This window comes from Pedobacter sp. AK013, assembly GCF_014205835.1.
GTDB lineage: Bacteria > Bacteroidota > Bacteroidia > Sphingobacteriales > Sphingobacteriaceae > Pedobacter.
In genome coordinates this window covers 147,430-167,846 of record NZ_JACHCQ010000008.1, presented here as the reverse complement: position 1 = coordinate 167,846, position 20,417 = coordinate 147,430, and the positions used below count along the sequence as shown (strand labels likewise).

Genomic DNA, 20,417 nt, shown 5'->3' with positions numbered 1-20,417 from the left:
CACCAGGGAATTAAGGGTAAAAAACCGGCGGAAATGGTCAATATAAATAACAAAAAATAAACTCTAGTTCATTACCGAATTACTAAACCTTTACAATTGCGAGGAGGTACGACGAAGCAATCTTTCATGCTAGCGCCGGTTCTTGCTCGAGAGATTGCTTCGTCGGCTGAAAAAGCCTCCTCGCAATGACGACTTTTTGATATTCCTATTCTTTTTCCAGATCAGCGGCGCCTTTTTTAAATAATTCAGCCTGTTTGCTCAGCTTTGTTTTAGCCTCTCCGCTTACTGCGGCAGCTTGTTGTGTTTTAGCCTGCGCAGCTGCGGTATAAGCACCCGCAAGTTGCTTATTTAAATAAGATTGCAATTTTAATCTTCCAATGGCGCCACCAATGTTCGTAATACCTCTCTCGGTAACTACAGGATTATTGTTGGCCCGCAGATATTGAAAATACTGACCAACTACTGCAAAAACTTCATTCTTATCGCCTGTTAGCATAATGCCATCGTAAAATGCCTGGTATTCATCCTTTGGTTCGCTGATGTATAACGATGCAATTGAGGGTGCAATATGTGCTCTGGTATCTTCATCTAAAGATGTTAAAGCAGCAATACTCTCTTGCGGAGCCAGTTTGGCCAAACCATCAACACCGGCTGCAATTACCTTATACGATCTATCTTTTAAACTTTCTAACACTAAAGTTTTGTAAGCCTGATCGCCAGTTTCAGCTAATTTCAAAATTGCAGCTGATCTTGTTTCGGTATTTTTATCTGTTTTCGCAATCTGGAGTAAAATTGGTAAAGCTGCTGCTTTAATCTGGGCATCTTCTAAATTAATGCCATCTATACTTAAAGCACGTAAATCTGCCGATTTATCTTTTAAACCTTCTAGCAATACCAGTTGACCGCTTTTGGCTTTACTCTGCATAATAAATTGTAAGGCTTCAATTCTATTGGCATAACTAGGCGCATTTTTGTATTGGAAATAATAATTTTCAGCAGTTTTATTATCATTGATTTCGCCAACTAAAATTTTATCTACATCAAAATCGATTAAATCCGGTTTAGTACTCACCTCAAAACTAAAATTCTGCTCGCGACTATTAATCAGAATCTCTTTTCTGATTTTTTGACCTCCCACGTAAATATCAATTTTGATCGGCAGTGTAAAAGTCTGCACGCTCGAATCCTGTGTTTGTTTAACTTTAATTGTTGCTTTGCCGTTTTCGTAGCCATAATCGATGCTTAAAACCGGGTGACCGCCATTGTAATACCACTGATTAAAATACGGACTCCAATCTTTTCCGGTAACATCTTCCATTGCCAAACGCAATTGGTGCGTTTCGCCATTTTTAAAGGCATTTGTAGTGAGGTAGCGGTTAAGCGACTTATAGAAAGCTGCATCGCCCATCTGGTTTTTTAAGGCATACAGAATAATCGAGCCTTTGGCATAGCTGATATTATCGAACATATCTTCTTTATCGTTGTAATAGAAGCGGGCCAAAACCGGACTTTCACCTTTTTTAGTTGAGCCCAGATAAGACTGAAGTTTTTCGTAACGCGATTTATCTTCAGCATCCTGACCTGCATCATGCCCATGCCAGATTACTTCGCCAAAGGTGGCAAAAGATTCGTTCATGGTTAAATTAGACCACGATTCGGCCGTTACATAATCGCCAAACCACTGGTGAAAAAGCTCATGTGCAATGGTTCCTTCTTCATTTTCGTCCAATAATTCACGATCGGTTTTTTGTACCTGCTCACCATGCAAAGTAGCTGTAGTATTTTCCATTGCGCCCGAAACATAATCTCTGGCTACTACCTGTGCATATTTGTTCCACGGATAATCTACACCTAACAGATTACTATAAAACTGGATCATATCAGGCGTTTTACCAAAAATCTGTTTGGCATAAGGCGCGTATTTAGGCTCCAGGTAATAACTCACTTCCTTACCTTTATAGGTATCTTTTGTAATTTTGAATTCACCTACAGCCATCATAAACAAGTATGGCGAGTGGGGAAGTTCCATTTTCCATGTATCGGTTCTGGTTCCATCAGCATTGGCTTTCTGGCTCACCAATTTTCCGTTAGAGAGTGTTGTATATTTCGATTTTACCGTTATTGAAATCTCTTCAGTCGTTTTCTGATCAGGTTTATCGATAGTTGGAAACCATGCCGAAGATGATTCAGTTTCGCCCTGAGTCCAGATCTGTGTTGGTTTGTTTTTATCCGTACCATCCGGGTTGATAAAATATAAACCTTTAGCATCGGTTATGGCCGCACTCCCTTTTACTTTCAGTTCATCAGGTTTGGCAGTATAAGCAATGTAAACCGTATACTTTTCAGTATTAGTGTACTTTTTATTTAGTGTGATGTACAGTTTATTATCCTTATAAACATATTTAAGCGGGGTATTTCCTTTTACGCCAACCAATGCAACAGTTTTAATATCCATTCCCTGCGCATCGAGTGTTAAAGAGTCTGTAGCGTAAAAATGAGGCTTTAAAGTAACCCATTCCTTACCATATAGGTACCGCTTAGCGTAATCAAAAGATACATCGAGTTTGGTATGTACCAGATCGTTAACTTTAGTTGCAGTTACACGATAAATATTTAAGTTGTTCAATTTTTCTACAGGCTGTTCCTGCGCAAAAAGTGGTTTAGCCATAAAGGCCGAAGCCAGCATTATGCCACAGGCAATAATTTTTTTATTCATTTTTATGTTGTTACAGTTAGTTTTGCTTTAAACCAGCGATTTGTACTAAAGTTAAAACGCAAATGTAGTTCCCTTTCGTTTGTTTTTACAAACACATTAAAACATTTAATTGGTTGCTACAGGCTTCAAGATGTAACCTTTAAGTTGTAGTCCTTTTATCAAACCTTCGGTACCTACTAAATGACCTGCCCCGACCGCTATAAACAGCGACTGGTTTTGCATTAAGGCAGGTAATTGATCCAACCACCTTTTATTCCGATTTTTTAACACTTCGGTCATAAACTCTTTCGTTTCCTCGTCTTGTATTTTAAAAAAATCAGTTAATTTATCGATGTCCTGGGTGATATAATAAGTTTTCAGCTCTTCCATTTTTTGTTTGCTTTTATCTCCCTCCCTAATCGATTTCAGCAGTGCTTTTTTTGTTTTTGCAGATCATTGTCGAATAAAAGTGCGCCCTGATACTCGGCTGTTTCTAATCCGTACAATGATTTACCATTGTTTTTAGCATATGCCTGGAAACTATTATCAATTCCTTCTCCTACATCTTTTAATATATCTGCATTGTCAAAAAACACAATCATAAACGATACCATTGCAGGCTTAAAGTTGTTTAGTTGCTTTAATTCAAAATCAGGTTGTTTGGTTTTGAAATAATCTTCTACCTCTTTAAATTCTGCTTTTGTTAATAAACTATCGAGTGTGTTGTTTTTCATCATTAAAAAAGGCGCCATTTTCTGCTGTATGGTACTATCCATTACAATTTCACCTACTACCGCATCGGCCGATTTCAATTTCTCCTGCAAAACCTTCATGGTATCAGCAAATTTTGCTGCTATTAAGTGGTGCGTACCAAACAAATAGGATGTTTTTTTTAATCCGTTACCAGAAATTTCCCACAGCAAGGTGTTGGTAGCCTTTTTAGTTTGTGCGTTAAGGCTGAGCCCGAAGCCTAAAAGGGCAATGAATAATAGTTTAATGTTTTTCATTGAACAGCTGTATTGAGTAAAATTAGGGTAAGATATTAAGAATTATGCTAAAGCTAAGCTAATGTAGCCCAATAGAAACTGCGCCCTTATAAAATATTGTTTTCGTAAAGGCAAATCCTTATTTTGGTCAAATATGAAAAACGCACTATTACTCCTTATTGCAATTTGCATCACCACTCTCGTTTCTGCCCAGCAATATGTTATTAATGCACAAATCACTGGCTTTGAAAATGGAACTAAGTTTTACTTAAACGATTCGGAGCTTGATACCGATATTGATAGCGCCATAATCAAAAATAACGTTTTAAATTTCAAAGGTACGCTTAGGAAAACACCTCAATCGTTATGGGTAAAAACAACTGTAGCCAACGAGTTTTATTACTTTACCTTACTAATGGGGAATGAAAAAATTAATGTAAGGGGAGATATTAAGGATTTTCCTTTTGACCTGAAGATAACGGGATCGAAAACGCAGGACATGCACAATAAAATGATAGACTTGACTAAAGCAGGCTATAAGCAACGGAACAAATTAGTAGCGGAATATTTTGCACTGACAGGCGATAGCGCAAAATTAAAGGGTAAAGCGATATGGAAGGTAATTGGGAAAATAGATAGTACAGACAGGATTACAAGAATGAATTTTGTAAGGCAGAATTTAAATAGTTTTGAAGCACTCGATGCTCTTTTCTATCTTAAAAGTGACTTTCCGAGAGATACAATACGTAAATTTTATAATTCTCTCCATGCAGATTTTAAGAATACCTTATATGCAAAAAGAATTGATACGTATTTAAAGGTTGGGGAGATTATCGATAAAGGAGATAGTTTCTACAATTTTTATGCTTTCGATAAAGATGGCAAGAAACATTCTTTATCTGAAGTATCGGGCAAATATATATTATTAGATTTTTCAACTACTTTCTGTGGCCCGTGTATTGAATCCATTCCAGAGTTAAGGGAAATCTCTCAAAAACTCAAAGATCATTTATCAGTGGTCTCCTTTTCATGTGATGCAGGGAAGGAAACCTGGTTGAAGGGCTTAAATAGAGATCAACCACAATGGCTAAGCCTCTGGGATGGGAAAGGATTTTATGGCGAAACAATCATCAAATATGGTGTTTCAGGTTACCCTACTTTTGTACTAATCAATCCACATGGAAAAATCGTCTCCAAATGGTCGGGTTATGAACAGGGAGCGCTATTTAAAAAAGTTCTTGGACAGATCTCTACAAAATCTAATTAATATTCTGTTTTGCATTTAAGCCCAAACCCAATGTGTAAAAGAGAATCACGAAGAATTTGATCTTTCTATTAAGTAAAGGTTTTCAGCCAATTGTGATAAGATAAGTGGTAAACATACCTACTTTCCTTTATTTTTTTGTTTTTTTGTGTAAACCGATAGAAATATGGCTACAGATATTCAATCTATTTTAAACAGATTAGGCGTAAAAGCAGACAATGCAGCCTATAGTACAGGGAGTAATTGGGGCGGAGCAACAAATGCAAAAACATTGGAAAGCTATTCTCCCGTTGATGGCAAGCTGATTGCTTCGGCTAAGGTCGCAAGCGCTGCTGATTATGATACTGTTGTAATTAAAGCCGAGGAGGCCTTTACTACCTGGCGTTCGGTTCCTGCGCCCAAAAGAGGAGAAATTGTGCGCCAGTTTGGTGATGCGTTACGCGAAAACAAAGATGCCTTGGGTGCCTTAGTTTCTTACGAAATGGGGAAAAGTTTACAGGAAGGTTTTGGCGAAGTACAGGAAATGATCGATATCTGTGATTTCGCCGTAGGTTTATCAAGGCAACTTTATGGTTTAACCATGCACAGCGAACGCCCAAACCACCGCATGTACGAACAATGGCATCCTTTGGGAATTGTAGGCATCATTTCTGCATTTAATTTTCCTGTAGCCGTATGGAGTTGGAACACCGCCCTGGCCTTGGTTTGCGGGAATGTTTGCATCTGGAAACCGTCAGAAAAAACCCCTTTAACGGCCATTGCGTGCCAACATATTATTGCGAAGGTTTTTAAAGATAATGATATAGCAGAAGGTGTTTGTAACCTTGTTTTAGGCGATAGGGAAGTTGGTGAACTAATGACAAATGATGGGCGTATCCCTTTAATTTCTGCCACTGGTTCTACAAGGATGGGCAAGGCAGTTGGTGCTGCTGTTGGCGCACGATTAGGAAAAAGCCTGTTGGAGCTTGGCGGCAATAATGCCATTATCATTTCAGAACATGCTGATTTAGACATGAGTTTAATTGGTGCCGTATTTGGTGCCGTTGGTACCGCAGGCCAACGTTGTACTTCTACCAGGAGATTAATTATACACGAAAGCGTATATGATGCCTTTACGGCTAAACTGGTTAAAGCTTACGGACAGTTGCGCATAGGCGATCCATTAGATCAAAATAACCACGTTGGTCCGCTGATTGATACCGATGCGGTTGCAGCCTATCTAGATTCTATAGCAAAATGTAAGGCTGAAGGCGGTAATTTTGTGGTAGAAGGTGGCGTTTTATCTGGCGATGCTTATACAAGCGGGTGTTATGTAAAACCATGTATTGCCGAAGTTCAAAATGATTTTAAGATTGTTCAGCATGAAACATTTGCACCGATTTTATATCTGATTAAATACAAAACACTAGATGAGGCCATTGCTTTGCAAAATGCCGTTCCTCAAGGATTATCATCGGCTATTATGACTTTGAATTTAAGAGAGGCTGAGCAGTTCTTATCGGCTAAAGGATCTGACTGTGGCATAGCCAATGTAAATATTGGTACTTCAGGTGCAGAAATTGGCGGTGCTTTTGGCGGTGAGAAAGAAACCGGTGGCGGCCGTGAAAGCGGATCGGATGCCTGGAGGGCTTACATGCGCAGGCAAACCAATACCATTAATTATTCTAACACGCTGCCTTTAGCACAGGGGATAAAATTTGATTTGTAATTCTGTTGGTCAAGATTTGAAATCCCGACCAGCTTGATTTGTAAATGCAGGTCACACAGAACCATCTTTTTAAAATAAAAAAGGCACTAAATTTAAAATTTAGTGCCTTTCTGGTAAAATATATGATGGAGTTAGAATAGTTTCTCTAGTATATCTACTTGTATATCATCGTAACGGGATTTGTTGTTGTTTGCCAAAAGTGATTTTCCTGTTAATCTGATACTACTTTCCTGAGCGGTAAAACCGGTCATGTCTATTTTGGATGCTACACCCAAAACAGCCTGGTGTGTATCAGTAGTGCCTTCTAATTTTAAGGATGCGCCATCTTTAACATTTGTTGATAAATTAACGGTATTGGCTTTAATATCTGCCGATGCCTCATCGTTTAAAACAATGCTTAAGTTTAACAGGTTGAAATTTCCGGTGGTGCTTACACTTGCCGTATTTGAAGCTTCGATAGCAGTTAAATTATTTACGTGGGCAATTACGGTTAAAGTATTTTTATCAAAAGAACTGATTCTAAGTTCTTCGCCCTGCTGTTGCACCAACGCATTTTTGGTATAATACTGATCATAAACCTCAACACGCTCTTTGGCATCCTGAACAAGGATCAGTTTCACATTTCCTGAAACTGCAATTTTACTGATGTTTTTAACTGTTGTTAATGCAGTGTAGTTGGCATTATTTTCTGTTGCGTTTGCTACTACTGTTGCGCTGCTTAAAGTAACCATTACTAATGCTGCTGCGAATAAATTTTTGATAGAAGTTTTCATGACCTTAATATTTTTATGTTTATAAATCTTTATTTTAAATCCCTAATTATTAGGTGGTTTTGTAATTAAGACTATAGACTATCAAAAACGTTTCAGCCAATTATGGGCTATTATACCATGCACTTGTATTTATAGACGAACGCCAAATTAATCTATACGAAACGGTGTTGATTTTTTGAAAGATGGACAAACAAAAATGGCCAGTCTGTTTAACGACCGGCTATTTTTATTGAAAAAAGGTTTAGCTTAAAGCTTTTTAATGAGCAGGTAACTTTTTGCCTCAAACCACGAATCGGCATCAAGATCATTTTCATAATATCTACCCTGCAATGAGGTAACTACAATGACATAATTATATCCATTAATGGCTTTAGAAACCCTCATCAGCCTTGCTGGATATAAGTATTTCTGTTTCTCATTAGAAGCCTTCAGCGTGCCATTTTTATATGCTTTAATGGCCTGAGCAAACAATTCTTTTAAATCGATATGTAATGCCTGTTGATTATTAACCAATAGCGAAATTTCTGATTTTATTTTATTTGTGGTTAAATCTGTACTGTATATACGGGTTACTTTTTTCTCTGGGTATCCGTTTAATTCGATCAGGTAATCGTAGCCCTTGATGTTTAAAACCTGGTTTTCATCATTTTGCAGGGTAATGCTAATGCCCGGGTCATATTTCAAATCGCCTTTAACCTTAAAAATTGCCAATGCCGTATCTACTTTTTCCATCCGCATGCTATAGCGATAGTTATTGGTACCGTCTATCTTTTCCTCTATTTTGGCAAGGTCTTTTTTGGTAAAAGGCTGTAGCGTTTTTAATCCATGTGTATAAACCAGATACCTGATTACGGCCGGTTTTTTTTAATATCGTCTTTTTTCTTGCTGTCCATTATCCGCTTTAAACGGTTTAACTGTGAATATTTAGACACCGAAAAAGCACTCTGTGGGCCATAAGTAGCCAGTAGCGAAATAATACACAAACTTATTGGGATTACCTTAATGTTCTGCTTTTTACTAAAAAGAAAATAGCTAGTTATACCTGCAAGCCATAGTGCCAGGGCCGTTAAAACATATCGGCTTTCTGTTATGCCATAATGACCAACCCTTTTCCAAACGGCAAGCAATAAAAGCACTACCAATGGAATCATCATAACATAAAAGAATCTGGAAAATAATTTAATCCAACTGTTGCCGTCCGTTTCTTTAACCGGATAAACCAATAGTAGCGATAGGATCCCAAAAACGGCGTAACCTAAAATCAGGCTTGATACCAAACCTTTAGGCAGCTCCCATAACACAGCAATTTTAATCTCATACACCAGCAAAATCGCTAAATATATTGTTACCAGCGGAATAAGCACAAACTGCGCAAATATTTTTATGCCTTTTGGATAGCTATGATCTTCTTCCAGCAATTGATAATCTGTTGGGACCCCTGCTAAAAAGAAAGTAGTATTAAATCCGGCACTAATAACGGCAAATAAGGTCATATATGTTTGCCATTTTATATTGGCATTAAACAATCCATCAATGGCAACCAGGGCAATTGCTAAGCCGGCATATAGTACAGCTGAATAAAGTGCCGAAGTTAGGAACCTAAGGAACAATGCTTTATTAAACTGCCAGAACCCGTTTACTTTCTCTTGACGGATAAAGGGAGCAAATGCGACCAGCAAATGAAACGCAAAGGCAAATAAGAAAATACGATAAAGATCTGCCGAGTAGTTTGCAGGATCGAGACTGAAGTAAAGCAAAACACAGATCAGTAAACCTCCCAAACGTAGCAGCCATTTTTTCTTTTGTGGGTATTGATTGCGCTCTGAAATTAAATCGAGCGCTAAGACTAATGTAAGTGCCAGATTTAAAATGGCAATAGCCTTTATTAAATGATCTTTTAAATTCTCATTTTGCTCTGAATAGTTCCGATAATCAGAAATATGGATATAATAACACCAGCACAACGTAGCGGCAACCGTAAAAATAAATTGCAGTGGAAAACGCTTAATCACATTCACAAATCCACTGTATAGCTGTTGGAGAGAGGGTAATTTCATCTGATTTTTTTATTAAAGATATGATCTTTTGTGTGTATGGTGATGCACGGGTTTTTAAATTGTTAAAAAAGGTTAAATCACCACAAGCAACTAATATATTAGTTATATTCGGCAAACAAAACCAAATCCTATCTATGAAACGCCTATTACTCTCACTGTGCTTTTTTGTTTTTATTACGACTTATTCCAGGGCACAGGGTCTCCATACGATTAAAGGCCGGACGATTGATACCGCATCGACAACGCTTTTATCAGGAACATCTATTGCCGTTTTAAATGCAAAAGACTCTACTTTGGTAAAATTTACCCGTGCAGCAGAAAATGGCTCATTCGAACTTACTGGCATTAAAAATGGAAAGTTTATCTTATTGGTTTCTTATCCTAAGTATGCAGATTTTGTAGATCATTTTACGCTCGATTCTACCACTCAGGTTAAAGATTATGGAAAGATTAATCTTACAGGCATGGCCAAAATCCTTGCCGATGTAATTATTAAAGGGAACAGAACAGCCATAAAAATTAAAGGAGACACCACAGAGTTTGATCCAAAAGCATTTAATATAGAACCCAATTCGAAGGTAGAAGATCTGATTAAACAGTTTCCAGGTTTTCAGGTAGATAAGGATGGGAAAATTACAGCCCAAGGCAAAACTGTTCCGAAGGTACTGGTAGATGGTGAAGAATTTTTTGGCGACGACCCCACGCTGGTAACTAAAAATCTTAGGGCTGATATGGTAGAATCTGTTCAGCTTTACGATAAGGCCAGCGATCAGGCTAGTTTTACCGGCATTGATGACGGCGAAAAAACCAAAACACTTAACATTAAACTAAAAGAAGATAAAAAGAACGGCTATTTCGGTAAAGTACAAGGTGGTTATGGCACCAAAGATTTTTATCAGGGACAGGCCATGTTCAATAAATTCTGGGGCAAAAAGAAATTTTCTGCCTATGGCATTTTAGGGAATAATGGAACGGTTGGTTTAGGTTGGGATGACCGGGATAAATACGGGGCATCGGGCGGGCTGACGATGAGCGATGATGGTGGAATGTATTTTAGTAGTGGAGGCGATGATTTTGATAGTTATGACGGACAATATAATGGTGATGGTATACCCGTGGCGAGAACTGGCGGCCTGCATTTTGATAACAAATGGAATAAGGATAAAGAATCGTTAAATACGAATTATAAAATTGGATCGATCAGGGTTCAGGGTAATAGAAACTCAATAAGTCAGAACAATCTGGAATCGGGCGTACAGAACAGCACATCTGATGAATCATTCGACAAAGACATGTTCAGACAAAAGCTTGATGCGATGTATGAGCTAAAAATCGATACGACTTTAACCATGAAAGTTAATGTTGATGGCGCGTTGAAAAAAAGTAACTCCTCAAGTCATTTTGAAACTAAGACTCTTGGTAAAAATGATAAATTTCTAAATTCATCAGACAGAACGCTAAGCAATGAGGTGGATGATCAAAGCTTTAACATGAACGTTTTATTCACCAAAAAACTGAAGAAAAAAGGCCGTACGTTATCCTTAAACTTAAATCAATCAATCAACAAAAGTAATAGTGAAGGGTACTTAAACTCACTTAATAAAAGAGTAGATACGGCTGGAACAGGGACAATAGATATCCATACGAACCAATTAAAGACTAACGATATTACTAACAGTGCCTTCAAATTAAACGCAGCTTATACAGAGCCTCTATCTAAAACCTTAACTGTAATTATAAACTATGGGTTAAGTTTAATGAACGGCAAATCAGATCGTTTATCTTTTAACCAATCTGGAAGTGGCAGGTACGATATTTTAGATACGCTTTACAGTAATAATTTCGAACTGAACCAAACCATCAATCAGGCAGGCGCAATTTTCAATTATAAAAAGGGTAAAACCGTTATCAATTTTGGATCGAAGTTTAGTGACGTAAATTTTAAACAGGATGATATTTACCACAATAAAACGTATGTAAGAAACTTTATTAATTATATGCCGCAAGCATCTTATCAATACCGTTTTTCTCAGCAAAAATCATTACGGATTAATTACAACGGTAATACCAATCAGCCTTCGCTTGATCAAGTACAGCCAGTTAGGGTAAATAATGATCCATTTAATGTTGTGGAAGGAAATCAAGATTTAAGACCATCGTTTAGAAGCAATGTCAGTGCTAGTTATAACGCTTACAAAGTTTTAACCGACCAATCGGTTTGGTTAAGTGCTTCTTACAGCTTTACTGCAAATCCAATTGTTAGTGATGTAACCACTGATGGTGTTGGTAAAAGCACCTATAGGTACATCAATTACAATGATAAAATGCAAACCAATTTCTATTTGTATGGACAAGTAAGCAGGAAAATAAATGCGCTTGGCGAAATAAATGTTGGTTTAAATGCAAACACCAGTGGGAGTTCTGCTTATAGCTTTATTACTACCAATTTGGGCCGGGCCTTAAATAACACCAAAAACTATAGTTATAGCGGGGGCATCAATTTTTCGAAGTATAAAGATAAAAGTTATAGTTTTTATACGCGTTTTGGCCCATCATACAATATAGCGAGAACAAGTGTTGGCAGTAATAGTGATGGATGGGGATGGAGCGGCTATGCTTCAGGTAATGTCCAATTACCTGGCAAATTTGAAATATCAACAGATGCAGAATATCGATACAATGGAAAAACACAGGTACTTAAAGAAAGCTTTGAGCGCCTAATCTGGAATGCATCGATTAGCAAAAAATTCTTTAAATCGGAAAATTTAAGATTTTCAGCAACTGTAAATGATATTTTAAATCAGAATATCGGTTTCAATCGTTCGGCATATAATACCATGATTAGTCAAAGCAGTTATACTACCATCAGAAGGTATTTAATGTTCTCTGTATCATGGGATTTTAATAAAATGGGCGGTGGTATTAAAACTCAAAAATAACTATTATGAAAACTACACTAAAATATATCGTCTTATTTGCTGTTATTTTCATCAACAGCAATCTTTTCGCCCAAAATATACACTTCGTAAAAAATGGCGTGATCGAATTTGAGAAAAAGGCTAATATATATGCTATAATCAAAAAGAAAATCAATAAAGATAATGAAAGCTATATGGCGCCTGCTTTAGATCAGTACAAAAAGAACAATCCTCAATTTAAGGTTGCTAAAAGTATTTTAAGCTTTAATAGCGATAAGAGTTTATATAAATGGCCAGCTGTAGACGAAACGCTAAATCCAAACTGGGCTGCAAGAGACGCTCTTGTTGACCTAAAAAATACCATCGCCACTGATTATACGACCAATACAAGCATTTCTCAAAAAGCGGTTTATGAAGATACCTACCTTGTTAAAGACAGTTTGCGTAAGATTAATTGGAAAATTACCGACGAAACACGGGAAATTGCAGGTTACGAATGCCGTAGGGCAAATGCCATTATTATGGATTCGATTTACGTAGTGGCTTATTACTCAAACCAGATTGCAGTTTCTGGCGGACCAGAATCTTTTACCGGATTGCCAGGGATGATTTTAGGTTTGGCATTGCCACATCAAAATATCACCTGGTTTGCTACTAAAGTAACAGAGGTTACCGTTCCCGAAAAAGACCTAACCCCACCAACTAAAGGAAAACCAATCAATAACAAAGATTTAACAGATAAAATAACTTCAGCTTTAAAAAATTACGGCCCTGAAGCGCTATCTGAGCTAAAGGCTTTTACATTTTAATAAGTATATTCATTCTTATAATTATGCCTATTTTAGCTAATCAATAGTATAGTAATGGGTAGCGCACTTTATAAGCACATAAATAAATTTATAGATTTGAGTAACGATGAACAGGAAATTCTTGCACCGTTTCTCAAATCTTTTTCCGTTAAAAAGAAGGCGTTTTTATTAGCGCAAGGACAAACCTGCAGGGCAAATTATTTTGTAGTAAAAGGCTGTTTAAGGCTTTATTTCATTGATATAAAGGGCGCTGAGCAAACTACTCAATTTGCCATAGAAAACTGGTGGATTACCGATCTAACCAGTTTTCTTTTTCAGGAACAGTCTGAATTTTATATCCAGGCGGCAGAAGCCACCGAGGTAATTGCCATTGAGCATCAACATTACGATGAAATGTTCCATAAGCTGCCTAAACTGGAAAGGTACTTCAGGTTAATCTTGCAAAAAAACCATCAAGCCTCCCAGCGGAGGATAAAATTCCTGTATAGCCAAACCGCCGAGGAAAGATATCGTCATTTTAATAGTTTATTCCCTGAATTTGTACAACGTGTACCACAGTATATGCTGGCATCCTATCTGGGCTTTACACCAGAGTTTCTGAGCAAGATCAGGGCTAAAAAGTAATTCTTTGTTATTCTCCTAGCACACAGTCTTAGTCTCATTTAACCTGGGCCACGGAGACACAGAAAGCACGGAAAAAATAATAAGGGTATTGGAAAAGTAAACAAATGATCTGTGAGACACAGACCATGGAACACTCCGTGTTAATCCGTGCATCTTTGGCAAAAAATTAGCCCTTTGTGTTAGCTAATCATTTCTTAAACTACATTAAGTTTTTTGATCGTTAAGTTGCAGACCTTTACATCGTAATCAAAAAACAAATAAAATGGAAAACAGAATCAACATCCAAAAAGTAGAACCTGCAGCTTATCAAGCCATGTATGGTTTAGAGAAATATTTATCAACAAGCAAACTAGATCCAATTCTTTTAGAACTGATTAAAATGCATGCCTCACAAGTTAACGGCTGTGCATTTTGTTTAAATATGCACTCAACTGATGCCCGTAAAATAGGAGAAACCGAACAACGTTTGTATTTATTAAATGCCTGGAGAGAAACAACTTTATTCACTCCGCAAGAGGAAGCTATTTTAGCTTTAACAGAAGAAGTAACCTTAATTAGTCACCATGTTTCTGATGCAACTTATCAAAAAGCGGCAAGTTTTTTTAACGAACAGGAATTGGCACAGATTATTATGGCTATAGTTACCATTAATGCCTGGAACAGACTTGCTATTACCGCTAAAGTAATGGTTGGCTAAGCAAATGCTGGTTTCAGCTTATCACAAAGACACGAGAACACCTGGTTAACATTCAAAATAACTTCGTGTTTTGGTGTCTTTATGGTTTAAGTAAATTAGTAAGTGATAAATTTATAGTACCCTTAACAACAATCCCTTTAAGTATTCTCCTTCTGGAAAAGAAATCCGAACGGGATGATCTTCTGGCTGGCAAAATTGTTTAATAATCTGAACTTCCTTGCCTGCATCGAGCGCTGCCCAGGCAATTATCTGTTTAAAGGTTTCGATATCAACTGCACCCGAGCAAGAGAAAGTAGCTAATAAGCCTCCTTTTTCTAGCAATAGCATGCCTAAACGATTTAAATCTTTATAGGCTCTTGCCGCGCGATCTAATGCCGAACGCGATGGTGCATATTTAGGTGGATCAAGTACAATTACATCAAACAGTTCGCCCGATTCTTTAAAAGCTCTGAGCTGTTTATTTACATCTGATTGAATGGCGGTTACTTTAGCTGCATCAAATTTGTTTAGGGCTACATTCTGTTTTAATGTTTCGACTGCCAAACCCGAACTATCAACGCTGGTAACGCTGGCGGCATCATTTGCCAGGCTATTTAAGCTAAAACCACCACTATAACTAAAACAGTCTAAAACCTTTTTACCTTTTGTATAACTGGCTAAAATACTTCGGTTATCACGCTGGTCGCAATAAAAGCCAGATTTTTGTCCTTCAGCAATATTGATGTTATAAATAATCCCATTTTCTTTTACGGCTAAAAATTCTGGAGGATTTTCGCCCCAAAGTAATCCATTTTCAATGGGTAAACCTTCGTGGGTACGGGCGGTTGCATCACTTTTATCAAAAATTCCTTTTGGACTTAACTCAGTTTTTAAAATTTCTACAACCTCCGTTTTAACCTTTTCGATCCCAGAACTTAAAATCTGCAGCGACAGGAAATCGGCATACTGATCGACAATTAAACCTGGTAGAAAATCAGCTTCACTAAACACTAAACGACAGGTATTGGTCTGTTTGCCTAAAATAAACTGACGGGAAGCTATAGCCTGTTTTAACCGTTTTTGATACCAGCTGGTATCAATGATTTGTGTTTCATCCCACTCTAATAAACGAACGGCAACACGCGAATTGTTGTTGAAATATCCATAGGCCAGAAATTCATGATCAAAAGCAAAAACTTTTACTACATCACCATCTTCAGGTTTTCCTTTAACTTTTTCTAATGCACCAGAAAATACCCATGGATGTCTTTGTAATGCCGCTTTTTCTTTGCCCTTTTTTAATGTGATTTCTACCATGGTGCAAAGGTAATAATTAGTTTGGAGTTGAGCGGCGGGAGTTTGGAAAGCTGGGTATAGAGCGCTTGGCCTAGTGTTAAGCGCCTAGTGCTTCGGCATCTTAACTAGTTCGGTATCTAAAATCCTGGTTTCAAATTCCGTAATCGGCCTTTTAGCTTCAATCATCGAGATTAACAGTTCAGTGGCCACCTGCCCCATTTCGAATGCCGGTTGTTTAACCGAGGTTAAGGATGGCGAAAACAATTCGACCAGATTAGAATTGGTAAAACCTGCAATCGCAATTTTATGTGCCACCTCAGGATTGGTTTTCTTCAGGGCCATAATACAGCCTGTGGTTAAGCGATCGCTCGAGATAAAAATCCCATCTGGCTGCAGTGGCAAAAGTTCTTTCACCGCTTGCTCCAGTTCTGCGCTATGCATCCCGCCATGCTGGCAATATTTAACCAGTTCGGGTCTAAATTCGATATGATATTTAACCAAGGCCGCTTTATATCCTTTTAATCTTTCTTTCGTAATCGAAAGGTTTTCGGAATTAGTTAAATGGGCAATGGTTCTTTTTCCTGATAAAATAAGATGTTCTGTAGCATCAAAAGAGCCCTTAAAGTTATTGGCAATTACTTTATGGGTTTCAAAATCTTCAGGCACACGATCAAAAAATACAATTGGTAAGCCCTTAGTGTATAAATCTCTTAAATAATCGATATCCTGTGTTTCTGAAGAAAGCGCAATTAGCAAACCATCAATAGAACGTGATGCCAAGTGTTCTACATTTAGCTTTTCCTGCTTGTACGATTCGTGGCTTTGAGAAATAATAACATGATAATCTTTATCGTAAGCGATTGATTCAATGCCATTTATAACCTGCGAAAAAAAGTTGTTGGCAATTTCACTTGCAATAATGCCGATAGAATAGCTACGGCGCTCCTTTAAACTTCTGGCAATCGGATTGGCACGATAATTTACCTTTTCAGCATAAGCTAAAACCAGCTTTTTTGTTTCCTCACTAATTTCGTAACGATCTCTTAAAGCACGGGAAACTGTAGAAGTTGACAATCCCAATGCTTTAGCAATATCCTTTATGGTAGATGTTTCAAATCTCATTTTTCGTATTGCGTACAAGTTACAAAAAATATCTCTTTAAGGGGATTTGCTCACCAATATTAATAAACGTTAAATTAACGTTTTTGGGAACGTTTGCACACTTTTTTAGTTAAATCTGGTTTCAATTGCTTTTTAGTTTGTAAAATTGTTACCTCAACGTAACCAAATATAAACTAACTATAACACCCCGAAATAGAATTATATTCTATATGCAAGCGATTGCAATATCCTAAATAACCAAATTACTTAAATAAATAACTATGAGCAGAGTTTTACTCTTTTTAGCACTTCTCTCTTTTTTTGGATTATCTGTGGTCCAAGCACAAAACAGGCAATTAACCGGAACTGTAAAGGATAAATCGGATGGGCAGGTATTGGTAGGAGTTAGTGTATCGATAAAGGACTCAAAAATTGGAGCGAGTACTGATGCGAATGGGGTTTATAAAATTACCATTCCGGCCAATGGCGCAACCATAACTTTTACCTATATAGGTTACAAAACCAGGAACGTCACTGTAACCAACCAAACAAAAGTTGATGTTAGCCTGGAAGAAGATGCAAACAACCTTCAGGAGGTAACTGTAAATGTGGGTTATGGAACGGTTTCAAGGGATAAACTTTCTTCTGCAGTATCGAGTGTAACAGCTAAAGATCTGGCCGATTTTCCGGTAAGTACTGCTGCACAGGCATTGGCTGGTAAACTTGCCGGCGTTTCGGTAACCACAACCGAAGGATCTCCAGGTGCAGAAATCGAGGTTAAAGTAAGAGGCGGTGGTTCATTAACCCAAAGCAATGCCCCACTTTATATCGTAGATGGGGTTCAGCTGGATAATGCGCTATCGTTGTTATCTCCAAACGAGATCCAATCAATAGATGTATTGAAAGATATTGCTTCTACAGCCATTTATGGTGCGCGTGCGGCCAATGGTGTGGTTATTATTACGACGAAAGGAGGTAAGGAAATGAAAACTGCCGTTTCTTTTGATGCTTATGCAGGCGCAAGGCAGATTGTTAACGAACTATCGGTGATGAATCCTTATGATTACGTTTCTTACCAATACCAGCTTTATAATTATAATACCTCGCAGGATGTAAAAGATGCATTTACCAAACGTTATGGTACTTTTGAAGATCTCGACATCTACAAAAACATCCAAAATATCGATTGGCAGGACAAAGTTTTTGGTCGTCAGGCTTTTTCGAATACGCAGGTGGTAAACTTAGCGGGCGGAACCAAAACCACCACTTTCAATTTTACTGCAAATAACACACAGGAAGATGGGATTATGCTAAACTCGGGCTATAGACGAACTTTTGCTTCGTTTCGTTTCGACCATAAAATTTCCGATAAATTCCGTACGGGCATCAACATACGTTACAGCCGTCAGCGCATAGATGGTGTGGGTACTTCGAGCACTGGCTCGCAAGGAACCAACCGTTTACGCAATTCGGTACGTTACCAACCTTACAACGGTGCAGGCGATTCTGGCGATCAGTTTGATGCCGATTATGGTGCAACTTTATTAACCAATCCGATTACCTTGGCTAATCAGGAGCTTAAATATGATTACCGAAATGATTTTATCAGCAGTGCCTATTTAAGCTACCAGATCTTAAAAAACCTAAGTTTTAAAAGTACGCTTGGTTTAAACTTTAGCGATCGTAAAACAAATACCTTTAACGGTCCTTTAAGCGGAGTGGCTCGCAACGCAGCTGGTTTACCAGTTGTGGTTTTAGCCAATTCGAGTACTAAAACCCTAACCAATTCCAATACGCTTAATTACCGGCCAAATCTGGGTGGCAAGCACGAACTTGATATTTTGATCGGTCAGGAGATCAACCAGTCAGACAATAACCAGAACAGCACCACAGTTAAATATTTCCCGGTTAACATTACTGCCGAAGAAGCTTTCGGAAACATTCAGAAAGCCAGCCCAGGAACAGGACAGGTTCAGGATGCACCAACAACCGGCATAAGTGGTTTTAGGTTGTTTTCTTATTTTGGCAGGGCAACTTACACGTTTGATAATAAATACATCTTAACCGCTTTGGTTAGGCGCGATGGTTCTTCTCTATTTGCCGCAAATAACCGTTGGGGCACTTTCCCTTCAGCACAATTTGCCTGGAGGGCCTCAGAAGAAGGTTTCATCAAAAATGCACAGTTAAACTGGTTAGATAATTTAAAGATCAGGGCGAGTTACGGTTCTGCAGGTAATAACAGGATAGACCCAGATTTATATAAAACGTTGTTTTACACCAATTCGGTGAGTGCAGGTTATGCGGCGAGTGATGCATCCATTACTCCAGGACTTGCCACAATAGCCTTAGCCAATCCTTCGTTAAAATGGGAAACCACCATTTCGCTAAACTTTGGTGTTGATTTCAGCTTATTCAAAAACCGTTTATCAGGATCAATTGACGTGTATCAAAACCACGTAAAAAACCTGATCCTAAACGCCGATATCCCATCTATTTTGGGAAATGCATTTCAGCTTCAAAATGTTGGTTCTACACAAAACAGAGGACTCGAGTTGCAGTTAACAGGCTTGATCGCTAAAACCAAAAATTTTACTTACAACAGTAGCTTTAACATCGCTTTCAACAGGAATAAAGTTTTGGGTCTTGCATCAGGCGTTACAGCAGTTAAGGCCGCTTCTGGCTGGGTAAATAATTTAGATGATTTCTATGTTGAAGTGGGCAAACCCGTTGGACAGTTTTATGGCTATGTTTCAAACGGTTTTTATACCCTTGATGATTTCGATCGCGCTACTTACGAATCGACCAATAGATGGGTTTTAAAGCCTGGGGTAACCGATAATGCAGCCATTATTGGCAAGGCGACCGTAGCACCTGGCGATATGAAATTATCAAAAACTACGAATTCGGCCAGCAATGTAATTACTGTTGATGATAGGACCGTTTTAGGAAATGCACAACCGAAATTTACGGGTGGTTTAAACCAGCAGTTTGCCTACAAAGGTTTTGACATGAGCATTTTCGTTAACTTCTCTGTTGGTGGAAAAGAATATAACGCCAATAAAGTAGAGTTTACTTCTCAGTACAATGTAAAAGACAATAACCTGTTATCGACAATGAACGACAGGTGGAAATGGTATAATACAAATGGTGCCTTAATTACCAATTGGGATCAGCTTGCTGCTGCAAATGCCGATACGAAAATCTGGACCCCGGTTACCAATAACTATTTCTTAACCTCGTACAGTATCGAAGATGCTTCTTATTTAAGGATCACGAATGTTACCCTGGGTTATTCGCTACCTCAAAAACTATTGGCAAGAACCAAAGTAATTAACAAAGTCCGCTTTTATGCTACTGTAAATAACCTTTATACCATCACCGGTTATACTGGTTACGACCCGGAAGCGAGTACACGCAGAGGCAATCCATTAACACCTGGTGTAGATTATGCGGCCTATCCACGTAGCCGCTACATTTTGGCAGGCTTAAATGTTACCTTTTAATTTGAAC

The 20,417-nt window shown here is 38.0% G+C and carries 15 protein-coding genes; 7 read left to right on the top strand and 8 right to left on the bottom strand.

The window, feature by feature from the left end; all coding sequences use genetic code 11:
* Positions 1–205: 205 nt before the first annotated feature.
* The 3 genes from HDC90_RS08010 to HDC90_RS08000 all read right to left on the bottom strand — a co-directional run bounded on the left by HDC90_RS08010 (position 206) and on the right by HDC90_RS08000 (position 3,702).
* Positions 206–2,716, bottom strand: a complete 2,511-nt coding sequence (locus HDC90_RS08010) for a M1 family aminopeptidase (protein ID WP_184465441.1) — start codon at positions 2,714–2,716, stop codon at positions 206–208.
* A gap of 105 nt (positions 2,717–2,821) precedes the next feature.
* Positions 2,822–3,085 (bottom strand): TraB/GumN family protein, encoded by a 264-nt coding sequence (locus HDC90_RS08005; protein ID WP_255497552.1) that lies wholly within the window; start codon positions 3,083–3,085, stop codon positions 2,822–2,824.
* Between the two features lie 35 nt (positions 3,086–3,120).
* The gene (locus HDC90_RS08000) at positions 3,121–3,702 is read right to left on the bottom strand and encodes a TraB/GumN family protein (protein ID WP_184465440.1); all 582 of its coding nucleotides are present in this window, start codon (positions 3,700–3,702) and stop codon (positions 3,121–3,123) included.
* Positions 3,703–3,835: 133 nt separating this feature from the next.
* On the opposite strand from HDC90_RS08000, the gene HDC90_RS07995 reads away from it, so the two are divergent.
* Together HDC90_RS07995 and HDC90_RS07990 are read left to right on the top strand one after the other, a co-directional pair.
* The gene (locus HDC90_RS07995; protein ID WP_184465439.1) at positions 3,836–4,948 is read left to right on the top strand and encodes a TlpA disulfide reductase family protein; all 1,113 of its coding nucleotides are present in this window, start codon (positions 3,836–3,838) and stop codon (positions 4,946–4,948) included.
* Positions 4,949–5,111: 163 nt separating this feature from the next.
* Positions 5,112–6,653, top strand: a complete 1,542-nt coding sequence (locus HDC90_RS07990) for an aldehyde dehydrogenase family protein (RefSeq protein WP_184465438.1) — start codon at positions 5,112–5,114, stop codon at positions 6,651–6,653.
* A gap of 131 nt (positions 6,654–6,784) precedes the next feature.
* Here HDC90_RS07990 and HDC90_RS07985 read toward each other — a convergent pair whose 3' ends face one another.
* The 3 genes from HDC90_RS07985 to HDC90_RS07975 all read right to left on the bottom strand — a co-directional run bounded on the left by HDC90_RS07985 (position 6,785) and on the right by HDC90_RS07975 (position 9,483).
* Positions 6,785–7,426, bottom strand: a complete 642-nt coding sequence (locus HDC90_RS07985; protein WP_184465437.1) for a GIN domain-containing protein — start codon at positions 7,424–7,426, stop codon at positions 6,785–6,787.
* A 246-nt stretch (positions 7,427–7,672) separates the two neighbouring features.
* The gene (locus tag HDC90_RS07980) at positions 7,673–8,158 is read right to left on the bottom strand and encodes a hypothetical protein (protein WP_184465436.1); all 486 of its coding nucleotides are present in this window, start codon (positions 8,156–8,158) and stop codon (positions 7,673–7,675) included.
* Positions 8,159–8,274: 116 nt separating this feature from the next.
* A complete protein-coding gene (locus HDC90_RS07975) occupies positions 8,275–9,483 on the bottom strand; it encodes a DUF4153 domain-containing protein (protein ID WP_184465435.1) in 1,209 nt (402 codons plus the stop codon).
* Between the two features lie 134 nt (positions 9,484–9,617).
* On the opposite strand from HDC90_RS07975, the gene HDC90_RS07970 reads away from it, so the two are divergent.
* The 4 genes from HDC90_RS07970 (at position 9,618) to HDC90_RS07955 (ending at position 14,531) form a co-directional block, all read left to right on the top strand.
* Positions 9,618–12,422, top strand: a complete 2,805-nt coding sequence (locus HDC90_RS07970) for an outer membrane beta-barrel family protein (protein ID WP_184465434.1) — start codon at positions 9,618–9,620, stop codon at positions 12,420–12,422.
* A gap of 5 nt (positions 12,423–12,427) precedes the next feature.
* A complete protein-coding gene (locus HDC90_RS07965) occupies positions 12,428–13,210 on the top strand; it encodes a GLPGLI family protein (protein ID WP_184465433.1) in 783 nt (260 codons plus the stop codon).
* Positions 13,211–13,306: 96 nt separating this feature from the next.
* Entirely contained in the window at positions 13,307–13,834 is a 528-nt protein-coding gene (locus HDC90_RS07960) for a Crp/Fnr family transcriptional regulator (RefSeq protein ID WP_370576583.1), read from the top strand.
* A 262-nt stretch (positions 13,835–14,096) separates the two neighbouring features.
* Positions 14,097–14,531, top strand: a complete 435-nt coding sequence (locus HDC90_RS07955; RefSeq protein WP_184465431.1) for a carboxymuconolactone decarboxylase family protein — start codon at positions 14,097–14,099, stop codon at positions 14,529–14,531.
* A gap of 111 nt (positions 14,532–14,642) precedes the next feature.
* On the opposite strand, the gene HDC90_RS07950 is transcribed toward HDC90_RS07955, so the two are convergent.
* Positions 14,643–15,827 carry a class I SAM-dependent rRNA methyltransferase gene (locus tag HDC90_RS07950; RefSeq protein WP_184465430.1) on the bottom strand — a complete coding sequence of 395 codons (1,185 nt, stop codon included), beginning with the start codon at positions 15,825–15,827 and terminating at the stop codon, positions 14,643–14,645.
* Between the two features lie 84 nt (positions 15,828–15,911).
* Positions 15,912–16,928: a LacI family DNA-binding transcriptional regulator gene (locus HDC90_RS07945; RefSeq protein ID WP_184465429.1), complete on the bottom strand. Its 1,017-nt coding sequence runs from the start codon at positions 16,926–16,928 to the stop codon at positions 15,912–15,914.
* 260 nt (positions 16,929–17,188) lie between these two features.
* Here HDC90_RS07945 and HDC90_RS07940 point away from each other — a divergent pair, with 260 nt between their 5' ends.
* Complete coding sequence (locus tag HDC90_RS07940) at positions 17,189–20,410, top strand: TonB-dependent receptor (RefSeq protein ID WP_184465428.1); 3,222 nt, start codon at positions 17,189–17,191, stop codon at positions 20,408–20,410.
* Positions 20,411–20,417: the final 7 nt, after the last annotated feature.